The organism is Nostoc sp. UIC 10890, assembly GCF_054786515.1.
On the sequence record NZ_JBSGKF010000001.1, the window covers coordinates 850,383 to 875,758 of the forward strand.

The window sequence follows — 25,376 nt, forward strand, 5'->3', positions numbered from 1 at the left end:
TACGGAGGTTTAATGTCGATATCTAAAGCTGTTAACAGCCAGGTTACTTCTCAAAGCAGCGTTGAAAAACGCTTGCAGATAGAACGTTTGGTAGGAGCAAGCCAAATAGTTGCACCTAGTGCTGGGAGTGATGTGGTTAAGGGATTAACTCAAACACCTAAATCTCTACCCCCTTGTTACTTTTATGACGACCGTGGTTCTGATCTGTTTGAGCAAATCTGTTATTTGCCAGAATATTATCTGACACGCACAGAAACGACGATATTACAGCAGTTTGCTAGTGAAATTGCCCAGATAACTGGCCCTTGTGAATTGGTAGAACTTGGCAGTGGCAGTTCTAACAAAACCCGCATTTTACTAGATGCCTACCAACGACTAGGTTATCCCCTGCACTACCTACCAATTGATGTGTGTGCAGGTATGTTGGAAAGTAGCGCCAAGCAGTTATTAGGAGATTATCCCTTACTGCAAGTTTATGCACTGGCGGGAACCTATGAATTAGCCCTTGCAAAACTCCTACCGACGCAATTACCCAGTCGGATGATTTGTTTTATTGGTAGCACTTTAGGTAATCTGACACCTGATGAGTGTGATGTGTTCTTCTCTCAAATTACAAATGCTCTACAAGTAGGTGAGTATTTATTATTGGGGATAGATTTACGAAAGCCGAAACAGATTTTGGAACCAGCTTATAACGACAGCCAAGGAGTAACGGCAGCTTTTAACCTTAATATGCTGGAGCATTTAAATCAGCGGTTTGAGGGTAATTTCGACACCACGCAGTTTGAACACTGGGCATTTTACAATGAAAGCGAGCATCAAATAGAAATGCATTTACGCAGCTTGCGATCGCAAATTGTAGAATTACGCGCTCTTAACCTCAAGGTTAATTTTGCCCTAGATGAGACTATCCTTACCGAAATTTCTCGCAAATTTGACCTTAATACTATCAAACAGCAACTCACCGCACAGGGTTTATTACCTCTTCATGTGTGGACAGATCCAAATCAATGGTTTGGTTTACTGCTCTGTCAACTGCAAGCATAAAGCAAATCAGGTATGTCTCACATAATATAACGGTTCCCAATTGAGTCCAATATAGACCAATACGGTTCGGTAAAAGGGGAAAAGGTTTTAAATACATCCTTTACCCCTTCCTTAACCTTTTCCCAGACCACAAGGAAAGTGAAGAGGGCATAGACCTAACAAAAACAGCCCTAACCCTTGTAGCGTTGAGGAGTAATACTCAAAGCCTTTCTTTTTTTAGACTACAGTGTACACACAATTCTTTCTGACTCCCTCTAACTGCGCCAATTTATCGGTGGATTTAGGGGGATCTTACTATGTTTTGCATTGTGTATAAATAAGTGTGTACACCATAGATGCATCGGGGGAATTAAGGGGGGAAATTTGACTTATGTGTACACCGAGGGATTAAGGGATGGGGTGCAATGACTGTGGGAATCGCAACTAAATTATCCATACATAATATTATTCAAAGCGAAAGCGTTCCATGAAGCGGCGGTCAATCCAATCTTTGTAATGCCACAATAATTTGTGGGGTGGTAGAGTGATAATACCTCTGGTTGCGATTGCTCGTTTGTCTCCTGTACCTATTAAACTCAAATATTCTTTTTGTGGTCTATAAGGTTTAAGCGACTTACCTAATAAAATTCGCTGCAAATTCTCAAACAAAGGCTTACCTTGTCTAACAGCAAATACCCCAGCTTTCGGACGCGGATCATTTACCATTGTGGCAATATCACCAGCTGCAAATACCTGCGGGTGTGTTTGAGATTGTAATGTGTCTTCTACCAGAATAAAGCCTTGCTCATCAGTTCCTAGTCCAGCGGTTTTTAACCATTCGGGTGCTGAGGCTTGTGTTACCCAAAAAATTTTATTGCACTCTACTTTCAACCCAGATTTACATTTAATTTCAAATACTGCTTTAGTTTCTCTATGGGTTAGGGGTGCAATTTTACATACAGTTTCCCCAAGATGGAGCTTAATACCCCGTTCAGTTAAAATTTGTTGAAGTTGATGCCGCACTGATTGATGGTAATTGGGCATCAGTTCTTGTCCACGCTGAAATAAATGAACTTTCAGGTTTTCAATTGGTTGTTGAGTTTTATCCAAAATCTGATGTAAGTGCGATCGCATTGCTAGCGCTAATTCTACACCGCCAGCGCCTCCACCGACGATCGCAATACTAATTGGTTCTTGAGGATTTTTACCTACAGCTGCAATTAGTTCATACCAATGCTCTAATAGCTGCGATACTGGTTTAGCTGCGATCGCATATTCTGCTGCACCTGATACAGATATTGTGGCCGGAGTGCTGCCAATATCAACAGACAGCACATCAAAATCTACCGCAAGTCCTTTCGCACAAAGAACTTTGTTATTTTCCAAGTCTAGGGCAACTACCGTGTCAATATACAACTGTGCCTGAGCAAAGTTCGCCAGGGGTCGCAAGTCAATATGGCATTCGTCATGGGTGTAAAATCCGGCAATGTGTCCTGGTAACATTCCAGAATAGGCTGTCTCTGATGCTGCGGTAATCAACGTTAAGCGTACTCCAGGTAACGGTTTCATTCCGAACATTTTCATGACAATAGCATGGCTATGACCCCCACCAATTAACACCAAGTCTTTAACTATTGGCTGTATTTTTTGCTGCATTTCGATACTCAGATTTAGTTAATCAAGAATTATGAATAAATTGAAGAAGAATTCACGAGTCAAAATCAATGAGTTGAGGATTTAGACTCGCCACTCATTCAAGACTACTCAATCTGAGATTGAGTGGGGGAATTAAACCCGTTTATTTAGATGCGACTCGAAAATACTCGCTAACGCTGCGCTATCCGCCAGTCATACAGAATTTATAATTGAATTCTAGCTCCTGACTCCTGAATTCTTTCTTGTTAAAATCATCATGACGAGGGTTAATTGTCAATGAAGAATAAAGACTAGTGAGTACAATTGATAATTGAGGACAGTCAGCAGCATGTATGTTCATGTCTACTTACTCAACAGTTATATAGCGGTTCTCAATTGCATGGAATACAAACCTAACCCAGATTTCTCACAACACCTCTTAAAGCCTGCGCTTGTGCAAGGGAGAAGTAATGAGTAAGAAGTAAGAAGTTTTTACTCATTACTCATTACTCATTACTCATTACTTCTCCTCTGCTCCATCAAACGCCTTGAGCTTGTGAGAAATGCGGGCTAACCGTCATGACCTTCACTGCTAGCATTGGGGAATAAAACTCAAAGTATCTCTCTTAAAAGGAGAGAGGTTAGACTGTAATGCATCCACACTAAAATCGCTATATTCTCTATTTTGCTTGTTGCATTATCATATTCAAATATTAACCATGTATGAAACAATAGCATGGGCTAATAAATTGTTAAAAATACTGTAACCACTTGAAGATTTTTTCAGTAATTATTAATGCTTTTCATGCCATGAAAGATATTTTATCAAAAAATAACATCCAGCTAGCAAAAATATTCCTGTGGATACCTGCTTTCCAGGAACAAGTCAAAAAAACTCAGCATAAGTCACCAAAACAACGCTTAAGAATAGCAAGTGAAAAGCTGGGAAATAGCACAATAGAAACCAGCCTAGCTATAATTAACGATTTAGAGTATATTGCCCATAATCATCCACATTACCACTGGATCATCATCGACATTCTTACTAATTTTGTACGAAAGAATGCTCCTTATATGCCCCAAAAGGAAGTAACAAGCAATCTATCAACAAAAGTTCGTGTAGATATTCAAGCAGCCCTGACTGTTATCGCCAGAAGAAATGCAAATCAAGACCCAGAAAATGAGCAACTTGATTTGAGCTTTACGGACATGAGAGGAGCAAACTTAAATGGGGCGAATCTAGAACAAACAAATCTCTATCAAGCTAATCTTGCTGGTGCCAATCTCATAAAAGCTAATCTAACGGGAGCAATACTTAGTGCAGCTAACCTAGAAGGAGCTAACTTATATCTAGCCAATTTAGAAGGAGCAATCCTCAGTGTAGCCAATCTAAAAAGAGCTAACCTTTCTGGAGCTAACCTGCATTGTGCAAGTTTATATCTAGCTAGGTTGCATGGGGCAATTCTCAATGATGCCATACTCGATGGGGCAAACCTTAGAGAAACCCAATTCTCTCAGTAAAATACTAATATCATGCCCGCTTGATTAATTTTCCCGACTTCCTACTCCCTACTCCCCATTTCCTATGTACAGCGTAATTCATAATTCTTGTATCGCAAGCGTTTCATTGATTTGGAATGGGTGGTTTGTTTCTGCCGTAATATAGAAGTATATTCAATATTATTCCTTAGTTCAATGAGTATCTTGACACCTATTATAATTTTCTGCTAAATGCTATACTATTTTTCCGCAACATCTAAGTAATAATTCTAGGTTGTAAGGAAAATCTTTACCATGTCTTCTAAAAAGACAGATGCTCTGTTGAATTGGTTAATAACTATAACAGTTATATTTGGCTTCTCATTGACTGTAATTTTCTTCGTATTGTCAAGTATTAAAGAATTGTCAATCCAGGAAAAAATTCAGTATAGAAACCAAGCATTAACAACTACTGCAATAGTTTTTCTCGCATCGGCAGCAATGTTTAATACTTATTATGCAGCAAGGCGTGCCCAAGCGATGCAGAAAAATGCGATCGCAGCTGAGAAAAACCTGGACATTGGCATTCAAAATGCAAAAATCAATCAAGACAGATTGATTGCAGAACGCTTTATGGGGGCAATTTCCCAGCTTGGTCATGAAAAGGTAGAAACCCGGACAGGCGCAATTTATGCACTAGAAAGAGTTGCTCAGGATTTTCCCAAAGAACACTGGACAATCATGCAAATCCTCACTGCCTTTGTGCGAGAAAATGCACCTATCAAGCACCTAAAAGGGGAGCAACAAAAGCCGGAATATCAAGGGGCAGTTTACTCAAGTCGGCGTAGAGGCGGGTCGCGTCCGACACAGCCGTTGGAGCAAAATCTCCATGAAGAATTGCCAAAAATCCGCACCGATATTCAAGCAGCCCTGACTGTTATCGGCAGGCGTAATTTACTCGAAGACCCAAAAGATCAGAAACTTGATTTACGTAGCACCGATATTAGACTAGCAGACCTGCTAAAAGCTAACCTGCAACAAGCTGACCTCCGTGGGGCTGACTTGAGTGGTGCTGACCTTCGTGGGGCTGACTTGAGCGAAGCAGACCTGAGTGGCGCTAAACTCATTAGGTCTATTCTCTATGAAACCAAATTACTAAAATCTAGCTTATGTGGAGCCAACCTTTGTTGGGCTAACCTCAATCGTACCAACCTCTCTGGAGCAAACCTGCGTTCAGCTAACCTCTCTGGAGCAAGTCTGCGTGCAGCAAATTTACAGGGAGCAAACCTTTATAAAGCTAACTTGCAACAAGCAACCTTAAAAGTCGCCAATCTCTCTGGAGCAAAGCTGTTTCTAGCTAATTTGCAAGGAGCAAAATTGGGGAAAGCCAACCTGCAAATGACGGGTTTGATTGGAGCCAACCTTTCAGGGGCTAACTTGAATGGAGCCAACCTTTCAGGGGCTAACTTGAATGCAGCCAAACTTCACCAAACAGAAGTTTATTTTGCCAATCTCTCAGAAGCTAGCTTAACGGAAGCTGACCTACATCAAGCCAACCTCATTGGAGCAAACTTATATAGGGCAACCTTTTATCAAGCTAACTTGACTCAGGCAAATCTGATGGGAGCTAACTTTTCCCAAGCTAACCTCAGTGATGTCAAACTGGAAGGGACAATTTTGACAGGGGCTAAAAACTTAGAGTTACAGCAGATTAGAAAGGCACTTGGCGATCGCACCACTCGTCTACCTGATTATATCGAAGCACCGACACATTGGCGGCAGTCTGGTTAAGTTATCACAGCATCATTCGTTATTTGGGCGCATTCTACCAGTTTCACTTAATGCTATAGTTTTTACCAAAAGTCTCCGTAATAATTCTGGAGATGAGGAAGAAACATAATTTATGTCTGATAACAAGACAGACACACCTAAAAATTCGTTTATATTTCTAATTTTATTTATTCGATTATTCATTTAGCGAAAAACAAGAAATAAATGAGGTACTGCCGCCCTCTATAACTTGTAGGAGAATATAAAAGAGAACAATCTTGCCTACAGTATTAATAAATGCTCAGGGAAAAACCATGCAATCAGCTTTACGTATCACAACCAAAGTTTTACCAGGAAACAAAATAGAAATTGAAATTCCAGAAGCTGAAATAGGCGATAGCGTTGATGTATTTGTGATTTTACCAGAAAAAGCTGAACCAAAACATCGTTCTGTACTCGACATTATAGAAGAAAGCCGTAGTAGACACCCTTCTCGAACTGCTGAGGATATAGACAGACAACTACAAGAAGAACGCTTATCATGGGACAGCTAATACTTCCAAAAAGTGGCTCTATTTATATGGCTATATGTCTGAATGGCACTAAGAAAAGATACAGCCCTTACTCTGACTGGTTCCCAGCCTCTAGGCTGGGAACTCATTCTGGTAGGCTCCGCCTCCAGTAGCTTGACAAGAGGCAGAGCCTCTTTAAATACATTCCCAGCCTGGAGGCTGGGAACGAGACTACACAAGCCTTTGGGCTTTTCTTAGTGCCATTCGCTATATGTCCGATAACAACACAGACTCTCTGAGAAATTGGTTAATAGTTCTACCATTTATATTTATTGTTTGCTTATTTATTGTTTTTTTAGCCTTTGTGAATGCTGAAGGTTTATCAACAGAGCAAAGGTTAGATTATGGAATTAAAGCTTTAACAACTACTGGAACAATTTTTGTTGGAATTGCTGTATTCATCAATGCGTTCTATGCAGCTAAACGTGCGGAAGCTATGGATAAAAGTGCTGAGGCTGCAAATAAAAGTGCCGAAGCTGCTTTAAGAAATGCAGAAGCAGCACAAGACAAGCAAATCACAGAACGCTTTGCGAAGGCGATTGAACAGCTTGGAAATGAAAAGATTGAAACGCGATTAGGGGCAATTTATACTTTAGAAAGAATTGCCAAAGATTCCAAAGATGATCACTGGACAATTATGGAAGTCCTCACGGCTTTTGTGCGAGAGAATGCTCCATTGAAAAAAGGCGAGGAAAAGGTAGAGAATGCAAAACCATTAATCAATTATTGGATGAATAGTAAGAAGTTAGAGGAGATAGAGCAAAAACCAAAACTTCAAACAGATATTCAAGCTGCCCTTACCGTAATTGGACGGCGTAAGTGTGAGAATGACTTGAAAAATCAGAGATTGAATTTAAGTAATATCGATATTACAGGAGTAGACCTCAGAAAAGCTGACCTGCAAAAGGCAGACCTTAGTGAAGCTAACCTGCAAAGGGGAATCCTGAGAGGAACCAATCTGCAAAAGGCAGTCCTGAGAAAAGCCAATCTGCAAGGGGCACATCTCAATGAAGCCAATCTGCAAGAGTTAGTCCTGAGAAAAGCCAACCTGCAAGGGGCACATCTCAATGAAGCCAACCTGCAAGGGGCATATCTCAATGAAGCCAACCTGCAAGGGGCATATCTCAGTAAAACCAATTTGCAAGGGGCAGACCTTAGTGAAGCCAACCTACAGAAGGCATTCCTCTGGGGAGCCGAAAATCTAGAACAACACCAGATTGAATCGGCAAAAGGCGATCGCACAACAATCTTACCGGAAAATCTTCAACCACCCGAACATTGGGAAGCTTAAGTTTGACCTTCTGAGGCTCAACGTGAGTCTTTTAAAAGATAAAGTTACGCCGTGTGCGACTTTTTCTCAGACCTAACCCCCAACCCCTTCCCTACAAGGGAAGGGGAGCAAGAATCAAAGCCTCTCTCCGTTTCGGGGAGAGGTTTGGAGAGGGGTTTTAAGAATAAGTCGCACATCGCGTAAAGTTGCTTAGAGTGACAGCAAAACCAACTTACTTTAGAAATATTCCCTAAGCAAGAGACAAATAATAAGACAGGTGTCCTATCCTCAATGATCCTGTAAAAATAAAAAAGGGAGATGTCTCTAACAAAGCGGTTGGAAATTTTAGATTTAATTCGGGAACTTCGGCAGCAACTTAACCTCTCTCAGAAACAGTTTGCTGCTAAAGTAGGAGTTTCCTTCAAAACAGTCAATCGTTGGGAGAATGGGTATACAGTCTCTTCACGTATAGCGCTAAAACTAATAGAAGAAATATTACGGAAAATGGGTGAACCCGGCAAAAGTTTGCTAAGTCAATATTTCCCAGAAGCAGAGTAGGGTTATGAGTCGTAAGGCAAAGGTATCTAAACCCCAAAACCTCTTTGCTGGCGGTAGAGACAAGGGCACATTCATTCGGGAGCAACTGTTGCACTATGGTGTTGCTTTCCTATCCGTTGCCTTAGCACTGTGGGCAACTCTGCTACTCAATCCATATCTCACTCCAACACCTGCGGCACTATTTTTTGCGGCGGTGATGGTGAGTGCCTGGTACGGTGGCTTAGGGCCAGGGTTACTTGCAACTGTTTTGTCTACTTTGGCAATCAATTACTTCTTTTTTAAGCCACTTTATCCGCAGAACATTACCAATCTAAATATTGTAATCCCGCTAGTTGTGTTCATGCTAACAGCAGGGTTAATTAGTTGGCTCAACGAATCACGCCGCATAGCCCAACAGCAAGCTGAGGCAAATCTGAAGTTACTACACGAAAGCCAGGTACGGTTTGGTCGCTTAACAGAGTCCAATGAGGAAGCACTGCGGCAACGAGAAACAGAACTTCGCCTAATTACAGATACGCTACCAGTTCTGATTTCTTTTGTAGATGCAGAACAACGCTACCGCTTCAACAATCGAGCTTATGAAGAGTGGTTTGGGCATCCGGCAGCAGAAGTTTATGGGAAGACACTTTGGGAAGTTTTGGGTGAATCCGCTTATAAAGTGCTTCGTCCTTATGTGGAACAAGTACTAGCAGGAGAGCAGGTCACTTTTGAAAGTCAAATTCCTTATAAAGATGGTGGTACACGCTACATTAATGCTATTTACGTTCCCCAGTTTAATCAACAGGGAACTGTTGAAGGGTATGCAGCGTTGATTACTGACATCAGCGATCGCAAACGGGCAGAAGCAGCGTTGCGCGAAAGTGAAGCCCGTTTTCGCCAAATGGCAGACACCGCCCCTGTACTGATTTGGATGTCCGGCACTGACACACTCTGTAACTACTTTAATAAACCCTGGCTAGATTTTACCGGACGAACTCTAGAGCAAGAAATAGGCAATGGCTGGACTGAAGGTGTTCATCCCGATGATTTTCAGCGTTGCTTAGACACATACACCAATGCTTTTAATGCCCGACAAAAATTTACAATGGAATATCGCCTTAGACGTTTTGATGGCGAATACCGTTGGGTTTTTGATACTGGTGTACCTCGTTTGGCAGCAACAGGCGAGTTTCTCGGCTATATAGGCTCCTGTGTTGATATTCACGATCGCAACCTGGCAGAAAAAGCGCTACGTGACAGCGAGGAGCGATATCGAATTTTAACGGAAGTGTCGCCACAGGCTATTTGGATGGGCAATAGCGATGGTGGTATTACCTATTGCAATCAATACTGGTTAGATTTCAGCGGATTGACAATGCAGCAGACCACTGGTTATGGCTGGATTTATGTAATTCACCCCGATGACCGCGATCGCGTCTTTAAAACTTCGATGGAGGCTGTTGCTAACGCGACCAACTATGAAATAGAAATTCGCTTTCGTCGAGTTTCTGATGGTAGCTATCGTTGGCATATTGTCCGGGGTTTGCCATTTCGAGATGCAGCGGGACAAATTATCAAGTGGGTGGGCATTGCCAGCGATATTCACGATCGCAAAGTTGCCGAAGCCGCCCTGCAACAACTCAATGAAATGCTGGAGCAACGGATTCAAGAGCGCACTGTCCAACTCGAAGCCGCTAACAAGGAACTCGAATCTTTCTCCTATTCAGTCTCTCACGACTTGCGAGCACCGCTGCGCCACATTGGCGGATTTATCGAATTGCTTCAGAAACGGCATACCTCAACAAGCTTAGATCAAACGAGTCAGCGCTATTTAAAAATAATTTCAGAAACGGCAAAACAGGCAGGAATACTAATTGATGAGTTGCTGACATTTTCTCGGATGGGGCGCACCGAAATGCGCTATATCAACCTGAATATGGAGGAATTGGTACAAGAGGTAAAACGCGATTTGATCGCAGAAACTCCAGGACGGATAATTAGTTGGCACATCGAGTCATTGTCAGAAGTGCAGGGCGATCCCTCCATGCTACGGCTTGTGCTTCGCAATCTGATAGGCAATGCCGTAAAATATACCCAGACTCGAAACCCAGCAGAAATTACTATTGGAAGTACTGACAATGAAAACGAAGTTATCTTTTTTGTACAAGATAACGGCGTTGGTTTTAATATGCAATATGTTCACAAGCTATTCGGAGTATTTCAACGCCTGCATAGCGACCCACAATTTGAAGGAACAGGTGTTGGTTTGGCAAACGTGCAACGCATTATTCATCGGCATAATGGTCGAGTTTGGGCAGAGGCTGTAGTTGATAGCGGAGCCACCTTTTATTTCTCGCTGCCTAAATTGTCAAAGAAGGAGAGTGAATGAAAGAACTCAAGCGAATTTTGCTAATTGAGGACAGTGCTAACGATGCAGAATTAATACTAGCGGCCTTGTCAGAAAACCATCTCGCCAACGAAGTAGTGGTGGTACGTGATGGAGAGGAAGCACTGGATTATCTTTATCGCCGGGGGTTGTTTCGGTTGCGAATGGAAGGGTATCCTGTTGTTGTGCTGCTCGATTTGAAATTACCTAAAATCGATGGATTAGAAGTATTGGCACAACTCAAATCTGACCCAGTAATGCGAGTTATTCCAGTTGTGGTACTGACCTCTTCTCGTGAGGAGCCAGACCTAGTTCGATGCTACGAATTAGGGGTCAATGCCTATGTTGTGAAGCCCGTGGATTATCACGATTTTGTCGATTCTATTAAAGGTGTGGGATTGTTTTGGGCAGTGATTAATCAGCCTCCCGTTGGTGCTTTACCTCCAGCGCCTCATTCTCAACAGGAGAGAAACTGATGAATGTCCTGCGTTTCCTCCTTTTGGAAGACAGCCTGTTAGATGCGGAGCTTGCCCAAGCCGTATTAACTGAAGGAGGAATTAATTGCGAACTGATCCGAGTCGAAACCGGTGCTGATTTTCTAGCGGCTCTGGAAACAGAGGCTTTCGATTTAATTCTTGCTGATTATGCCCTACCATCTTTTGATGGAATTTCTGCTTTGGAGATTGCCCGAAATCGCTGTTCAGAGGTTCCTTTTATCTTTGTTTCTGCTGTGCTGGGTGAAGAATTAGCGATCGAAGCTTTGAAAAACGGTGCAACTGATTATGTGTTGAAGCAACGACTAGGGCGGTTAGTTCCCTCGGTGCAACGGGCATTGCGGGAAGCTAAAGAGCGGCTTGAACGCAAGCAAATAGAGGAGTCTTTACAGAAGAGTGAAGCCAGGTATCGCCGCATTGTTGATACCTCTTATGAGGGAATCTGGATGATTGATTCTCAAACCCAAACAGAGTATGTGAATCAGCGGTTGTCTCAAATGTTGGGTTATGCGGCAGAAGAAATGCTTGGTCGTTCCATATTTGATTTTATCGATCAGGCTGATGATATGGCAGTCGGAGATAAATTGGAGTGGCTCAAGGGAGAGGGGAGGGATCTTAAAGAAGGTCGATTGCGCTGCAAGGATGGTTCGTACATCTGGACACTGATTTCTGCAAGAGCGATTTTGAATGAACAGAGTGAATTCTTAGGTGCGATCGCGATGCTAACTGATATCACCGATCGCAAACGCACCGAATCAGAACGCGATCGCCTTTTGCAACTTGAGCAAATAGCCAGGGCGGAAGCGGAGGCCGCTAACCGAATAAAAGATGAGTTTCTGGCGGTGCTTTCCCATGAATTGCGATCGCCCCTGAATCCGATTCTCGGTTGGGCAAAACTGTTGCAAATGCGAAAATTTGATGAGATATTGCTCCAGAAAGGACTAGAAACTATTGAGCGCAATGCCAAATTACAAGCTCAACTAATTGAAGACTTGCTGGATGTTTCTCGCATCCTCCAAGGCAAACTCAACCTCAATATGATCCCAGTCGATCTGGTATCCACCATTGAAGCCGCAATGGAAACGGTGCATCTAGCAGCAGAGGCTAAAACTATTCAAATTGAGACGATGCTTGATCCAACTGTGGGGAAAGTTTTGGGTGATTCAGCCCGCTTACAGCAAGTTTTCTGGAATCTTTTATCAAATGCCGTTAAGTTTACTGGGACTGGGGGAAAAGTAAATGTGCGATTGGAGTGCATCGACACTCAAGCGCAGATTACTGTGAGCGATACAGGGAAGGGGATTCACCCTGACTTTCTACCTCATGTGTTTGACTATTTCTGTCAGGGTGATAGTACAACAACTAGAAAGTTTGGTGGGTTAGGGTTAGGTTTAGCGATCGCTCGTCACTTGATTGAGATGCATGGTGGAACGGTTTGGGTTGAAAGTCTTGGCGAGGATCAAGGAGCCAGCTTCACAGTTAGATTCCCACTGCTCAAGGACAGTGCAACAGTTAAGGATGACACGAATACTGATTCCTCAACTGCCGTTTTTAACTCTTCTCCTCTCATGGGCATACAAGTCCTGATTGTGGATGACAATGCAGATACCCGCGACTTTTTCAGCTTTGTCCTGGAACAGTTTGGCGCGATCGTCACCGCAGTAGCATCGGGATATGAAGCATTACAAGCGCTAGCACAGTCAAAGCCAGATATCTTACTCAGCGATATTGGGATGCCAGAGATGAACGGCTATATGTTGATGGAACAGGTGCGGACTCAAGAAGCAGCAGTAGGGAGAAAACAGATTCCTGCGATCGCTCTGACTGCTTACGCAGGTGAAATCAATCAGCAGAAAGCACTAAAAGCCGGGTTTCAACAGCACATTGTTAAACCTGTAGCCCCAGAGGAATTGCTTGTAGCGATTTCTAATTTAGTCAGATGTGCTGATAAAAGTGAATTAAGTAATCTGCAATTTTAATCCAATACAGTTCAGATAAGACCAAAACACTTGTCTTGACGGTGATTTATCGCGTCTCGAAAACCCACAATTTTGTACAATTAGCCCTTAACCCAAGCGTATTGAATTTTAATCATTATAGTTTGGCAGTATCGTTTCACTGCAACAGGAAGTTATCTGTAATTACACCTGATAGCATCCTCAATTCTGAATTGTGAATTAGAGCATTCTTATTTAGCAAGCATTTCATCAATGATTATCACGCAGTGCTTTTAAGAATCGCTTAAGCATATCCGTGTTTGTACTCTATCATAACTCTACAGTTGCTCTTAGAATCAACCTAAATTTATTTCCGTAAGGAGTCAAATATGAAGACTTATGACATGTCTTTAATAAAAACAAATGGACTCACGACTTTGCTGGCATTTATCTCAGTTATATTTATTTTATCATTAACTTTAATTTTTTCATTCTTTGAATATATTCAAGGGTTTTCAACTCAAGAAAAAATCGAATACATCACCCAAGCATTAACAACTCTCGCCATAATCATTGGAGGATTGGCATTAATAATTAATGCTTACTATACTTCCAGACTCTCTCTAGATGAAAATCAGAGTCTATTAACCCAACTCCTGGCTGGGACACTAGCTTGGGATAACAATATCGGCACTAGTATTAATTACACACAACCAACTCACCAAGAAATTGTTTCCGAACGCTTTTCTAAAGCAATTGAACAACTGGGAAATGAAAAGATTGAAACACGATTTGCTGCCATTTATGCTTTAGAAAGAATTGCCAAAGATTCTCCAAAAGATCATTGGACAATTATGGAAATTCTCGCTGCTTTTATTCGTGAGAATGCCTCGATGAAACATGAATATGATGACGAATTACGGGAATCATCAAAACTACCTACAGATATTCAAACAGCCTTAACTGTCATTGGACGACGCGATTCATATAAAGATCCAGTAAATCAAAAACTGGATTTACGCAATACAGACCTCAGTAATGCAGACTTAACAGAAGCTAACCTCTCTAGAGCAATTCTCGTAGGAGCTAATTTGCAATGGGTCAATTTTACACGAGCAAATCTCTCTGAGGCAGACTTATCAGTAACTTATCTTTGTGGGTCAATCCTCTATGAAGCCAACCTGCAAAAAGCAATCCTCCCAGAAGCCAATCTCCAAGGCGTAGTTCTCAGAAAAGCAAACCTCTCTGAGGCAATTCTTTATGATGCCAACTTGGAAGGGGCAATCCTTTGTGATGCTAATCTGACAAGGGCAGTTCTTTGTGATGCCAACTTAGAAGGAGCAATCCTTTGTGATGCCAATTTGGAAGAAGTCAACTTTGAGGGTAGCAATCTCCAAGACGCAAACCTGATTGGCAGTAATTTGCAAAAGGCAAAACTGGCTGGAGCTAATCTAGAAAGTGTATTACTTAGTACAGCTAACCTACAAGAAACTGATCTCCAAGAAGCGAACCTCTGTGGAGCCAACTTAAGCGGCTCAGAAAACCTAGAATCAAAGCAGATTGAACATGCAATTGGCGATCGCACAACCATCCTACCGGAAAACCTGAAAATACCTCAACACTGGCGTTAACAAAAAGCTAAAGTCTCAGCATCTAAAACTTGATTACACAGTAGACGCACATAACTATCATTGGTGTCAACTTAAGCTAAAATCCTTTTCAAATCTCGTTTCCAGCCTCTGGCTAGAAATGCAACTCAAAAGCGGCTCTACCGCAAGTCTTGAGGCGGAGCCTCAAAGACAGGCATTCCCAGTCGGAGACTGTGAACGAGACAATATCTAAAGGCTTGTTCTGGGCTGGCTTTCAGGTTAAGTTGACACCAATGCATAACTCTGTGCCCCTACTGTGTTTAATTTAGTATAGTACTTACGCAAACAATAGCCGAAACTTTGATTTTACTACCGCTTGCATAAATCAAGAACTGCAAACCTATTGATTGAGTGAAGGGATTTAATCCTAAAAACTACTCACATCAAAGGGAAAAACGGTCATGAAAATGCAAATGTTGTTGAGCCTCGCCTGTTCTATATCTGTGTTGGGTTCCATCATCCTACCAGCGAACGCTCAACCAGTAATTATTCAGCCAACTCAGCCGAATCAAGCAGTCAATCAAGAGATTAACATTCCTCAAGATACAGCGATTATTGTCTCATTTCCAGCATCCGTTACCGTAGATGTTGGGCAAAAAAAGGATTATCCTCTCACACTACCTTTAGCTAGCGCTATTAAAGATAATCAAGGTAATGTTGTAGCGCCAGAAAATACCCCTGTAACTATTACCCTCAAACCCATTGATGGAGGCGCTAAAATTGTAGCGCAGTCATTGGTTGTCAACGGTCGAATTATCTCAATTAAAGCATCAAGTCAGATAATTCCCGGCACTACCATTACCCACATGCGAGCTAATGATAAAGCCGTCGAGAATGGCTCCGTTTGGGGCAGAATTGGTGGAAGCACCTTGGGCTTTTTTAGCCAAGGTGATCCCGAACAGTTTGACCGGGGAGCTATGCTAGGAAGTGCTGTTGGAATAATTTCAGGTTTGCGTTCCGCCGAAAATACCCGTATTGTACAAATTCCTCAGAGCAGTGTTTATGTTTTGTCTCTAGAGGCTCCTATTCAATTGTCTGTTCGTTAGTCCAATCCTTGCCCAATCAAGAGTAACTTTTAATTTATTACTCCTGAGAGTGGGTGCAATATTGTTAAATGAAAACTATGTCTAGTTTCAGTTTTCAGATACCGTTCTTGCAAAGGTTGCCATTGCTGCCATGACTGGTAACGATTTTCAGTTAACAAACTAACAAGAGTGGGCAATGTCTGAAGTTCTGACTTGAATACATCTTCAAGCCACTCAGTTAAAACCGCACTATCTTGCATCGTACCCAAAATTTCTTGGATACTTTTGACTTCTGTAATATAAGCTGCGTAAGACTCACCATATAAGTCACTAAATAACTCCATCTGGTAGCGTACACGTTTAGCTTCTTTTCGCAAACTATGAAGAACTTCGCCTTCTTTTGTCAATTGTTTCTCAATTTTTTCTGGTTCCCAGTTTTTCTGAATTTTCAGTTCTGAGTCCACAATTTCAGTGCCAACTAGCCAACCTGGATGCAATAAGAAGCTACTGACTTCTGGTAAAAGTAAGTCTGGTAGTACTTGCTGAATGGTAACAGATGCAAAAGGTTGATAACTGGGTTTCTCTAACCACTTATCCAATGCATCTTTTAGAGATTTGTAAGATTCACTCTTTAAGGTTTTCTGTACACTTGATAGTACATCTTCACGTTGTTTAGCCAAAGCTGTGAAGGCAATTTGCAGAGATTCTTGCTCTTTACGGGGTAAGTTTGGTTTGTAATTGTTTTCCAAACTTTCTTTGAGCACATCTAAGTCTCGCAGACTACCAAGACGACGAGCTATTTTACCAATATTTCTATCGCTGACTGGTTTCGACACATCGACCGCTATTCCAAACCGAGTTACCGCTGTCCGTAAGCGGCGCATTCCCACTCGCATTTGGTGCAGCGCTTCTGGATCTTCATCTTTCTTCACTGATTTTTCCCACTTCAAGGTTTTCTTACAGTGTTTTTGAATCGCTTGGTAGGCGTAGTCCCCTAGAGTTTTTACCGTGGGTTGTGTGGCTAATTTCATAACTGCTCTTAATGACTACCTCATGAGGTTATTGCATAATAACATTAGTTAAATATTTGCATATACTTGTGATATTTTTTTATGCAATGATTATTGTAAACTTTTTTTATGACTATTGATAGTTGCATACTCTTTTGTAAGTATGCAATATCTATCAAAGGTCTAGATAGAAAATCCATCTAGCGATTTATACAAGTGATGATTTCTAAATAATTCTTTTGAAGTAATTAAAACTCATATTATAATACCATAATTAACATTTGTTAAATATAAAGACGATTTGAAATGCCAAAATTAGATTTACTAAATCAAGTTTCCTTGACTTTTGTAGATAATTTTAAAGAACATAGAGAAGACTTATCAGCAGTACTGCTTACACATCAGAAGCATTTATGGTTGGGGTCAGATGAAACTTCAACTATTGAACGTCTATCTTTGGTTGATACTGATAAATTTGCAGATCACCAACAATTTAGAGTAGCAGAATTTATCAATTTACCTGCACCAGAAGAGGAAGAAATTGATATAGAAGGACTAGCTTACACTGATAATTACTTATGGTTTGTTGGTTCTCACAGCTACAAACGCAAAAAACCAAAACCTGATAAAGATGATGCCAAAAACTTTAAAAGGATAGCAAAAATTGAATCAGAACCCAACCGTTACCTCTTAGGACGGATTCCTCTGTTAGATGGTAAATTATTCTCATCTTGCCCACATCCCCAAAAGCCAGATGTGCAATTGAATGCCGCTAAACTAGAGGTGACGAATGAAGGTAATTTGCTAATGACAGCTTTAGTAGATGACCCACATTTAGGCTCGTTCATTAAGGCAGCAATTCCCGGAAAGGATAATGGCTTTGATATTGAAGGAATAGGCATTTATCAAAACCGCGTTTTTTTGGGTTTACGCGGCCCTGTATTGCGGGGTTGGGCTGTGGTATTGGAAATAGAGTTAGAAGACTCTACTGCTGGACTGATGAAACTGAGCCAAATTGGGGAAGTGAAGGAGTTATATAAAAAGCATTTTCTCTGGTTGAATGGTTTGGGAATTCGGGATTTGTATGTAGATGGAAAAGATTTGTTGATTTTAGCTGGGCCAACAATGGATTTAGATGGCCCCGTGCAAGTTTATCGTTGGGTAAATGGTTTGAATTCGAGAGAAAATGTCTTCATAAATCCAGATTTTGTTCAAGATATTCCATACGGAAATCGGGAAGACCATGCTGAGGGAATGACGCTGTTTCAAGATGTCGCTGGTATACCTTCACTATTGGTAGTTTATGACTCTCCAGCAAAAACTAGGCTAGTGGGTGATGCTAGTGTAATTGCGGATGTGTTCAAGCTGGGCTAGTACCGCAAGGCGGAATTAAAAATTAAAAATTAAAAATTAAAAATGAAGACAGCGTAAAGGTTTTATTGATTGGGAATGGGTGGTTTATTTACGCCGTGCTGTACTAGTATCAATTTTGGATTTTGGATTGTTAAAGGTTAGTGGAGATTGCTTGTACGGGACAACTGGGAATACACTGTTCGCAGACAATACAGCGCGATCGCGTGAATGTCAATTTGTGTGTCTCTGGATGGAGGGTGAGGGCTTCGGTAGGACAAACCCCAGTACACAAGCCACAGTGCACACAGGCATCTTCGTCGATCGCAATTTCGCCTAATGTATAAGAAACATTAACATGGCGCGATCGCATCCACTCGATCGCCGCATCTAATTGATCGATATCTCCCGCTAGTTCCACTACCAGTTTGCCAATTTGATTTGGGGCCACTTGGGCGCGGATAATATTGGCGGCGACGTTGAACTCTTTAGCCAGTACATACGTGACAGGCATTTGCACGGCGCGTTTCGGGAAGGTGAGTGTTACTCGTTTTTTCACAGGTTTAACAGAGAGTTTTTTCTGTTGTAGCGTATTGAGAGTTTTATAATTACTTTTAACCTTTCCCCAACATATTGCAAAAGTAACTTGTGCAAGATGTCTATTTAAGAGATGTGCTGCACTGCCAAGAAGTGGAAGGATTATTGTAGGACTTTGCCACTGAGTTGCAAATCCATAATTTTGATGCTTCCTTCTTGTTTACCGTGCTGAGTAAGAAGAAGAGTACTTGGTACTCAGCACTCGCAACTCAGTACTCTTTACCGCAATTTGAAACCAAGGTTGTTGAGAGCTTCACGCAAGCGATCGCGTCCTCTCAATGACTCTACAGTTGCGATGCGTTGGGCTGAGTGTTCTGACCAATCGCCAGGGACATTCATCTTTTGTTCAGTATAGAATTCTTTGATAATGTTGTTGTAGTGAGCGATCGCTTCTTCTTGCTCGGCAAATTTATAGGTTTCACGGTGAAGTATCGCTGACTGCGGCAACCTTGGCTTAATCGCTGCTTCTACTTCAGGATTCGGATAGCCCACACACAGCCCAAATACAGCATACACCGAGGACGGCAAATTTAATATCTCTGCTACCTCTTGCGGGTGGTTCCTGATTCCGCCAATGTATACTGTTCCCAAACCGAGTGATTCAGCTGCAACTGCGGCGTTTTGCGCTGCCAATGTTGCATCAATTGTTGCCATTACAAACATTTCCAAATATTCCAGCGCATCATGAGATATGCCGCGACTGTCAGCAACGTAACTTAGACGCGCCAAGTCTGCTAACCAAACCAAGAATAAAGGCACCTGCTTAATATGTGCTTGGTTTCCCGCTAGCTTGGATAACTCCTCTTTGCGCTGTTGATCTTCGACTGCTACCACACTCCAGGTTTGTAAATTAGAAGAAGTAGACGCAGATTGAGCGGCTGCAATTAGTAACTCCAGAGTTCCTGGTGGTAGAGGATCGGATAGATAAGACCGGATTGAACGGTGAGATAGCAGTGCTGTCAGAGAATCATTCCATTCAATTTCAGGATTGAAGGGAATTTCACCGTAGCGCGATCGCAGTAGTTCTGTTGGATTAGTCATAATTAATTCCAAGATTTACATTTCAAAAGTTGTTAGTAAAGAAGAATTCAGAACTCTGGAGTTCCACCATGTGATAGCACAGCGTAAAGTATTCTGACTTCTGAATTTTAACTTCTGAATTCTTCTTCATGATTCTGGTCTAAATCTTTGGTGAGAATACAGCGTATTGTTCTTTGGTTAGCACTCCATCTCTGACATTAACTTGTTTAGGAACCAGCTTTAACTGATAATATGTATCAGCTACCTTTTGTTGTAAATTTATCAGCTCATCATCAATTGGCACAATACCAAAGGTTCGCCTGTTAGTAGCTTTTCTCATGGTTGCTATGTCAATTCTTAACACGGATGAGAGAGTTTTTGCTACTTCTTCGCGATGCTGTTTAGACCATTCTTCTAAGTTTTGAATTTCCTCCAAAACTGCCTTCACAGTTTGGGGATTTTCGGTGACAAATTTGCGGGTTGTCAAATAATATCCTCCCTGTTTATTAATTCCTGTTCCATCAATCAGGACTCTGGCTTTAGTTGCCTCTTGAGCGGCTGCATAGAAAGGGTCCCAAATTACCCAAGCATCTACACTACCCTTAACAAATGCAGCGCGGGCATCAGCAGGAGGCAAATATTTAGGATCAATATCTGTATATTTCAATCCCGCTTTTTCTAAAGCTTGGACTAACAATAAGTGGGCGCTAGAACCTTTTTGAAAGGCAATTTTTTTACCTTTCAGGTCAGTCAGTTTTTGAATTGAGGAATTCTGGGGAACAAGAATTGCTGAACCCGCAGGACTAGCAGCAATACCAGCCACGTAAGTTAATGATGCTCCCGCTGCTTGGGCAAATATCGGCGGTGATTCTCCTACATGTCCGAAGTCAATACTACCGACATTCATCGCTTCTAGCAATTGTGGCCCCGCAGGAAATTCGATCCATTCTACAGATATACTATCTGGTGACAAACGTTTTTCTAAGACACCTTTGGTTTTCAGCAAAATATTCGATTTTTGATAGCCAAATCTGACTACTGTGGCTTTGCTGGAAGCAGAATTACTAACAGGTGTGGCACTGGGATTAGAAGAATTAACAGTAGATGTCGATGAACAAGCAGAAAATAGCAAGCTTAAACACAGCCCTGTAACAAAAGCCCCCGCTATTGGTAAAGGAGAAGAAGAGAAGAATAACTTCTGTTGGTTGTTAAATGGGATATTCCTGAATTTGATCCACGATATCCACTTGGCAATGAAACGGCGAAAGATTAGGTTAATCATCAAAATGATTTCTCTGAGCTATATAAATACTATAAACTTATAGGTTTACCGGAGTATATAAATAAATTTAGGGAAATTTGACACAAGAAATAGATGCAGGAGGGAGTCTCGATGGTAAATTACTCCTTCCCCACTTATTTATCTCAGTGCCAAAAAACACAGCGTTAATTCAACAAATCAGGTTCTTCGCGCACAATTCTGTCGTAAAGGGGCTGAAAACTGAACCACCCACTTGTATGTGATCCCACTTGAGTTTGTGTTAAACGGGCTGTTTCGTGTTTGATAATAGTTGGTCTACCGGCAGCTTCTGCTAGCAGTTGGGCTTGGCACGATCGCTCTAAGCTAATGTACCAAAAGGCAGCTTCATCTACTGTATGTCCCACAGTTAAAATGCTGTGGTTACGTAGGATTATGGCTTTCTTTGGCCCTAAAGATTGCGCCAGTCGTTGACCTTCAGAAGTTTCTAAAACAACACCTGTGAAATCGTCAAAGAGGGCATGGTCTTCGTAAAAAGCACAAGAATCTTGAGTCAAGGGGTCTAGGAGACGCCCCAAACTAGACCAGGCTTTACCATAAAGTGAATGGGCGTGAGCTGCTGCAATTACATCAGGTCGAGCTTCATGAATCTGAGAATGAATGGCAAAAGCAGCTCGATTTACTTCAGCATCGCCTTTAACCACCTCACCTTCTCTGTTAACTAAGAGCAGGTCAGAAACTCGGATATGACCGAAGTATGTTCCGAATGGATTGACCCAAAAATGGTCTGTAAACTCCGGATCGCGAGCCGTAATATGACCTGCGATTCCCTCGCTGAAGCCAAACTTACCAAACAGGCGAAAGGCAGCGGCTAGGCGCTGCTTGCGGTGCAGACGTTCGTCTTCAACTCGCTCGAATACTGGGGGTTGTGGTCTATCGTACTTGGGCATGTTCTTTTTCTTCCTCCTCTTTACAGGGAGCGTTGGAATATCCAGAGCGAAAGGATTTGACGCTGTGAGATTCTGGGATGAACTGGTGACGCAAGACGCAACCAGTATCATTACCCAAGATATGAATGGATACAGATGCGTTCTGGGATGTGGTTTTGACGGCGTGGATATCACCATCTGGGGGTAAGAGGCGGTAGATATCCCCTGGTTGAAGCATACGCACTTCAGTTACTTGTAATTGTGCGTGTCCTTCGGCATCACCGTTATCTACACGGCGATAGACTGTTTCTTCTTGATTGCCTTTGTATAAACCAATCAATCCCCAGGCTAAATGGTCGTGTACAGGAGTCGTGGAACCTGGAGGAATTACCAAGCTGAAAACTGACAGGGAACGGTCTTTGGCGCGATAAAGTAGCCACTGACCAATACCGCCGCCCATCCGGCTTTCGGGATTGACTTGGGCAAACTTTTGGGGTAGCCATTCCTGTTGGGCAAGGAGTTCTTGAAAATAGGGTTCTAATCTAGCTAGAGTTTGTGTGCGATCGTCAACAGTACTAGCGCTAATTTCCCGCACTGTTGCTACAAAAGATCGTAGTTCCTGGCTCTCAATAAACCATTGGTCTTCTGATAACGGTTCTAAAATAGTATGGTTTGTCATCTATATTCCTCTGTTTAGGAGGCGACTAAGATTAATTACTAAGTCGTAATTCATAATTCGTAATTAAGAATTCAATTACGATTTATTTTAATACCAGGATGAATCTTGAAGCCAAGTTGCTCAAGTTTTAGATGAGAAAGGGACTCCTTTAGAATGATAGTAAAAGGATATCGCTGGAATACGGTAGCTTTTCCTTGTGACAATAGCAGCCTAGCATGGCTGATGCGTACTGGATATAACGGTTGTCTGTTGGCATCGAGAATGAATACTTTAGTCATACAATTTTAAATTTTAGATTTGCGATCGCCAGATTGGGAATTGGGGACTGGGCACAGGAGGCAGAGAGCAGAGGGGCAGAGGGGAAAAACGTACTGTATGCAACTTTTCCTCTGCTCCTTTTATAAAAGGAGAAGACAAGAATGAGAATCTATAGATCAACTCTATAACTCTCGTCTTTAACGCTCATTCGGGTATTTCCAAGGAATAAATCATCCACTTTTATGGGGTGTTTCACAATCATTTGTAGTTGGATATTTTTATTGGAAAGCCTCTTAGCTGTTATATTAATTTTTTTTAAATACTATAAGTCGGTCGGATAAGCGGTGAATTAACTACAAGCAGAAATTATCACATACAAATTTAAAAAGCAAGTCGATTGATCATAGTTCTGGATGGAGCAACGCCGAAAGGCGGAATTGTCCATATCATCTCAATACTTGTCGGTTAAGGGGGAAAGGGGAAGGTGGGGTCCCCTCTGGGGATAAGGGGCGGGGGGAAAGGGAAATTAAAAACCTTTAACCCTTTCCCAAAACCAAACTTTGGTTCAAAATGCTTAACCGAGTAGTATTGCATATCATCTAGATTATGTATCGTTCGTCCACAATGCCAAAAAGGAAATATGGTCAACCTAGAAGCTGAAGATCGCAAACAATTAATAACTCTCCTCAAAGATTTACCAGAACTGGCTACAGAGCGATCGCGTCAGCAAATTTTGGAGCTAGCAGGTTTGAAACAGGTAATACCCATGAATTAGTCATCGCCGATGAGATATTCTATCAAAAGGGCGTAATTGCTTGTAAATGAAAGGTTTTTTCTAACTGCGGATGCTCGAAACGAAGTTCTCTGGCGTGCAGATGTAACCGACTAGTAACTGCACAGCATCCATAAAGGCGATCGCCTAAAATAGTTACCCCAAGTCCTCGCGCATCAGCTGCATGAACTCTCAACTGATGAGTGCGTCCTGTTCGCGGCGTAAATTCTACGCGGGTGTAGTCTCCTTCTCTCGCCATTACTTGGAAGTGTGTCAAGCTGGGTTTGCCATGTTGCCAATCAACTTTTTGTTCAGGGCGATTTTCCGGATCTCCCCACAGTGGTAAATCAATCACACCTTGCTCAACTTTCACAGCACCGGAAAGTATGGCTTCATAAACCTTGTGAATCTGCCGTTGCTGAAACTGTTGGCTGAGTTGCCGATGGGTTTGGCGATCGCGTGCTAACAACAAAATCCCGGAAGTTTCCTGATCTAAGCGATGCACAGATACCAGTGCCATGCTATCAGCTAACAAATTACGTAAGCGACTCAACACACTATCTTGGCGATCGCGATAACGACCGGGTACTGAAAGTAATCCAGCAGGTTTGTCTACAGCAATTAGCCATTCGTCTTGATAAAGAATGGGTAAAGAGAGGCTTCTTACTCCCCCTTCCCTTGCAGGGAAGGGGGCTGGGGGGTTAGGTTTCAACCCTGAGAGCAAAAACCCCATTAATGGCTGACATCGCTCCGCACACGCTCCATAAAATTCTCCCTGGATTTTATCTTGATTTACTGAAGACGCACCCCACCAAAATTCTGCCATTGCCAATGGTTTGAGATTGTGTGTTGCAGCGTAATGGAGCAGCTTTGGGGCACAACAATCTCCTGTACCAGTGGGCAAACCTCCTGGCATCAATTCTTGTAATGATTGCGATCGCCCAGAAAAATTTGTCAGGCTGTAGGTAGCGTGCATCTGAGCTTGGAGTTGACGGGATAGGGCTTTACGCTGTTGTTTCAGTTCGCTAATTCGCGCATCCGTTGCTGCAATTAACTGTTGTAGCGGCTGTAATACTTCATTTTGCTGGCGTTTAAGTTGTCGTCGCTCAATTCCCTGCTGACGACTCTCTTCGTCAAGTTGTTCAAGAGCAATAGTCAGTGCTTCTGAAGTGAGTGTATTGCAGATTTGCTGACGTTTTTCCTGTCGTTGATGTTTGCAATGGCGATGGCGATCGCTCATTGCTTGCAACTGCTGCTCAAACTCATTAAACAGGGTTTCATACTGCTGGCGTTCGGTCAGTTGCTTCAAGGTAAGAATTTCCTGCTTAATTGCGTCCAACTGTGCCAAAGTGTGGGCTTCCTCTAAAGCAATCTCGTCTCTTCCTGGAATTGGTGGTACCCAGCCCTCAACTAAACTGCAACCATTCAAAAGACCGGAAAAGGCTTTGAGTACACGTTGTTCGCCATTAGGCAGTTCAACCAATAGTATTCCATACATCTTGCCTTCACGAGAATAAAATTCATTGTTGGCAAGGTGTTTCATTAATCCCTTCGCGATCGCTTCCGACATTGAGGTACGGGGTAGTTTTAGGCGATGTCTACGACGGGCTACGCCTACGCCACTTTGAGGACAACGCCCTTCGTACCAATAACTACAAGATGAGTCGCTGACAGTAAAATCGCAGTCGATGAAATCTGAAAGTAAGTGCAGAATTACCATACC

22 protein-coding genes are annotated in these 25,376 nt (G+C 42.2%); 13 read left to right on the plus strand and 9 right to left on the minus strand.

Annotated features, from left to right (window positions below):
• The first annotated feature begins 12 nt into the window (after window positions 1-12).
• Window positions 13-1,047 (plus strand): L-histidine N(alpha)-methyltransferase, encoded by a 1,035-nt coding sequence (gene egtD / locus ACWATR_RS03320; RefSeq protein ID WP_460329507.1) that lies wholly within the window; start codon window positions 13-15, stop codon window positions 1,045-1,047.
• Between the two features lie 444 nt (window positions 1,048-1,491).
• Here egtD and ACWATR_RS03325 read toward each other — a convergent pair whose 3' ends face one another.
• On the minus strand, window positions 1,492-2,682 hold the full coding sequence (locus tag ACWATR_RS03325; protein WP_460329509.1) for an FAD-dependent oxidoreductase: 1,191 nt from the start codon (window positions 2,680-2,682) through the stop codon (window positions 1,492-1,494).
• Window positions 2,683-3,471: 789 nt separating this feature from the next.
• On the opposite strand from ACWATR_RS03325, the gene ACWATR_RS03330 reads away from it, so the two are divergent.
• The 10 genes from ACWATR_RS03330 (at window position 3,472) to ACWATR_RS03375 (ending at window position 15,801) form a co-directional block, all read left to right on the plus strand.
• Window positions 3,472-4,182, plus strand: coding sequence for a pentapeptide repeat-containing protein (locus ACWATR_RS03330; RefSeq protein ID WP_460329511.1), 711 nt, complete (start codon window positions 3,472-3,474; stop codon window positions 4,180-4,182).
• Window positions 4,183-4,455: 273 nt separating this feature from the next.
• Entirely contained in the window at window positions 4,456-5,931 is a 1,476-nt protein-coding gene (locus tag ACWATR_RS03335) for a pentapeptide repeat-containing protein (protein WP_460329513.1), read from the plus strand.
• Between the two features lie 257 nt (window positions 5,932-6,188).
• On the plus strand, window positions 6,189-6,464 hold the full coding sequence (locus ACWATR_RS03340) for a hypothetical protein (RefSeq protein ID WP_460329514.1): 276 nt from the start codon (window positions 6,189-6,191) through the stop codon (window positions 6,462-6,464).
• A gap of 229 nt (window positions 6,465-6,693) precedes the next feature.
• A complete protein-coding gene (locus ACWATR_RS03345) occupies window positions 6,694-7,773 on the plus strand; it encodes a pentapeptide repeat-containing protein (RefSeq protein ID WP_460329516.1) in 1,080 nt (359 codons plus the stop codon).
• Window positions 7,774-8,070: 297 nt separating this feature from the next.
• Window positions 8,071-8,310, plus strand: coding sequence for a helix-turn-helix domain-containing protein (locus tag ACWATR_RS03350; protein WP_460329518.1), 240 nt, complete (start codon window positions 8,071-8,073; stop codon window positions 8,308-8,310).
• Window positions 8,311-8,314: 4 nt separating this feature from the next.
• Window positions 8,315-10,678 carry a PAS domain S-box protein gene (locus tag ACWATR_RS03355; RefSeq protein WP_460329520.1) on the plus strand — a complete coding sequence of 788 codons (2,364 nt, stop codon included), beginning with the start codon at window positions 8,315-8,317 and terminating at the stop codon, window positions 10,676-10,678.
• Window positions 10,675-11,151 carry a response regulator gene (locus ACWATR_RS03360; protein WP_069068535.1) on the plus strand — a complete coding sequence of 159 codons (477 nt, stop codon included), beginning with the start codon at window positions 10,675-10,677 and terminating at the stop codon, window positions 11,149-11,151. The genes ACWATR_RS03355 and ACWATR_RS03360 overlap by 4 nt, the downstream gene beginning before the upstream one ends.
• Window positions 11,151-13,148, plus strand: coding sequence for a hybrid sensor histidine kinase/response regulator (locus ACWATR_RS03365; RefSeq protein WP_460329522.1), 1,998 nt, complete (start codon window positions 11,151-11,153; stop codon window positions 13,146-13,148). Before ACWATR_RS03360 ends, ACWATR_RS03365 begins: the two co-directional genes overlap by 1 nt.
• A 347-nt stretch (window positions 13,149-13,495) precedes the next feature.
• Window positions 13,496-14,737 carry a pentapeptide repeat-containing protein gene (locus ACWATR_RS03370; RefSeq protein ID WP_460329524.1) on the plus strand — a complete coding sequence of 414 codons (1,242 nt, stop codon included), beginning with the start codon at window positions 13,496-13,498 and terminating at the stop codon, window positions 14,735-14,737.
• Window positions 14,738-15,156: 419 nt separating this feature from the next.
• Window positions 15,157-15,801 carry a hypothetical protein gene (locus tag ACWATR_RS03375; protein WP_460329526.1) on the plus strand — a complete coding sequence of 215 codons (645 nt, stop codon included), beginning with the start codon at window positions 15,157-15,159 and terminating at the stop codon, window positions 15,799-15,801.
• Between the two features lie 29 nt (window positions 15,802-15,830).
• Here the strand turns inward: ACWATR_RS03375 and ACWATR_RS03380 are convergent, their stop codons facing one another.
• The gene (locus tag ACWATR_RS03380; protein ID WP_460329528.1) at window positions 15,831-16,811 is read right to left on the minus strand and encodes a CHAD domain-containing protein; all 981 of its coding nucleotides are present in this window, start codon (window positions 16,809-16,811) and stop codon (window positions 15,831-15,833) included.
• Window positions 16,812-17,096: 285 nt separating this feature from the next.
• Here ACWATR_RS03380 and ACWATR_RS03385 point away from each other — a divergent pair, with 285 nt between their 5' ends.
• On the plus strand, window positions 17,097-18,164 hold the full coding sequence (locus ACWATR_RS03385; RefSeq protein ID WP_460329530.1) for a DUF3616 domain-containing protein: 1,068 nt from the start codon (window positions 17,097-17,099) through the stop codon (window positions 18,162-18,164).
• A 130-nt stretch (window positions 18,165-18,294) separates the two neighbouring features.
• On the opposite strand, the gene ACWATR_RS03390 is transcribed toward ACWATR_RS03385, so the two are convergent.
• The 6 genes from ACWATR_RS03390 to ACWATR_RS03415 form a co-directional block, all read right to left on the minus strand.
• On the minus strand, window positions 18,295-18,699 hold the full coding sequence (locus ACWATR_RS03390; protein ID WP_460329532.1) for an NIL domain-containing protein: 405 nt from the start codon (window positions 18,697-18,699) through the stop codon (window positions 18,295-18,297).
• A gap of 257 nt (window positions 18,700-18,956) precedes the next feature.
• Entirely contained in the window at window positions 18,957-19,778 is an 822-nt protein-coding gene (locus tag ACWATR_RS03395; RefSeq protein ID WP_460329534.1) for an NADPH-dependent oxidoreductase, read from the minus strand.
• 139 nt (window positions 19,779-19,917) lie between these two features.
• The gene (locus ACWATR_RS03400) at window positions 19,918-21,039 is read right to left on the minus strand and encodes a sulfonate ABC transporter substrate-binding protein (RefSeq protein ID WP_460329536.1); all 1,122 of its coding nucleotides are present in this window, start codon (window positions 21,037-21,039) and stop codon (window positions 19,918-19,920) included.
• Window positions 21,040-21,203: 164 nt separating this feature from the next.
• A complete protein-coding gene (locus ACWATR_RS03405; protein ID WP_435027307.1) occupies window positions 21,204-21,965 on the minus strand; it encodes a class II aldolase/adducin family protein in 762 nt (253 codons plus the stop codon).
• Window positions 21,949-22,623, minus strand: coding sequence for a cysteine dioxygenase family protein (locus tag ACWATR_RS03410; protein ID WP_460329538.1), 675 nt, complete (start codon window positions 22,621-22,623; stop codon window positions 21,949-21,951). Before ACWATR_RS03410 ends, ACWATR_RS03405 begins: the two co-directional genes overlap by 17 nt.
• 71 nt (window positions 22,624-22,694) lie before the next feature.
• Window positions 22,695-22,901, minus strand: a complete 207-nt coding sequence (locus ACWATR_RS03415) for an RRXRR domain-containing protein (protein WP_322638086.1) — start codon at window positions 22,899-22,901, stop codon at window positions 22,695-22,697.
• 620 nt (window positions 22,902-23,521) lie between these two features.
• On the opposite strand from ACWATR_RS03415, the gene ACWATR_RS03420 reads away from it, so the two are divergent.
• The gene (locus ACWATR_RS03420; protein ID WP_460329540.1) at window positions 23,522-23,656 is read left to right on the plus strand and encodes a hypothetical protein; all 135 of its coding nucleotides are present in this window, start codon (window positions 23,522-23,524) and stop codon (window positions 23,654-23,656) included.
• Between the two features lie 22 nt (window positions 23,657-23,678).
• Here ACWATR_RS03420 and ACWATR_RS03425 read toward each other — a convergent pair whose 3' ends face one another.
• The gene (locus ACWATR_RS03425; protein ID WP_460340169.1) at window positions 23,679-25,373 is read right to left on the minus strand and encodes an RluA family pseudouridine synthase; all 1,695 of its coding nucleotides are present in this window, start codon (window positions 25,371-25,373) and stop codon (window positions 23,679-23,681) included.
• Between the last annotated feature and the right edge of the window lie 3 nt (window positions 25,374-25,376).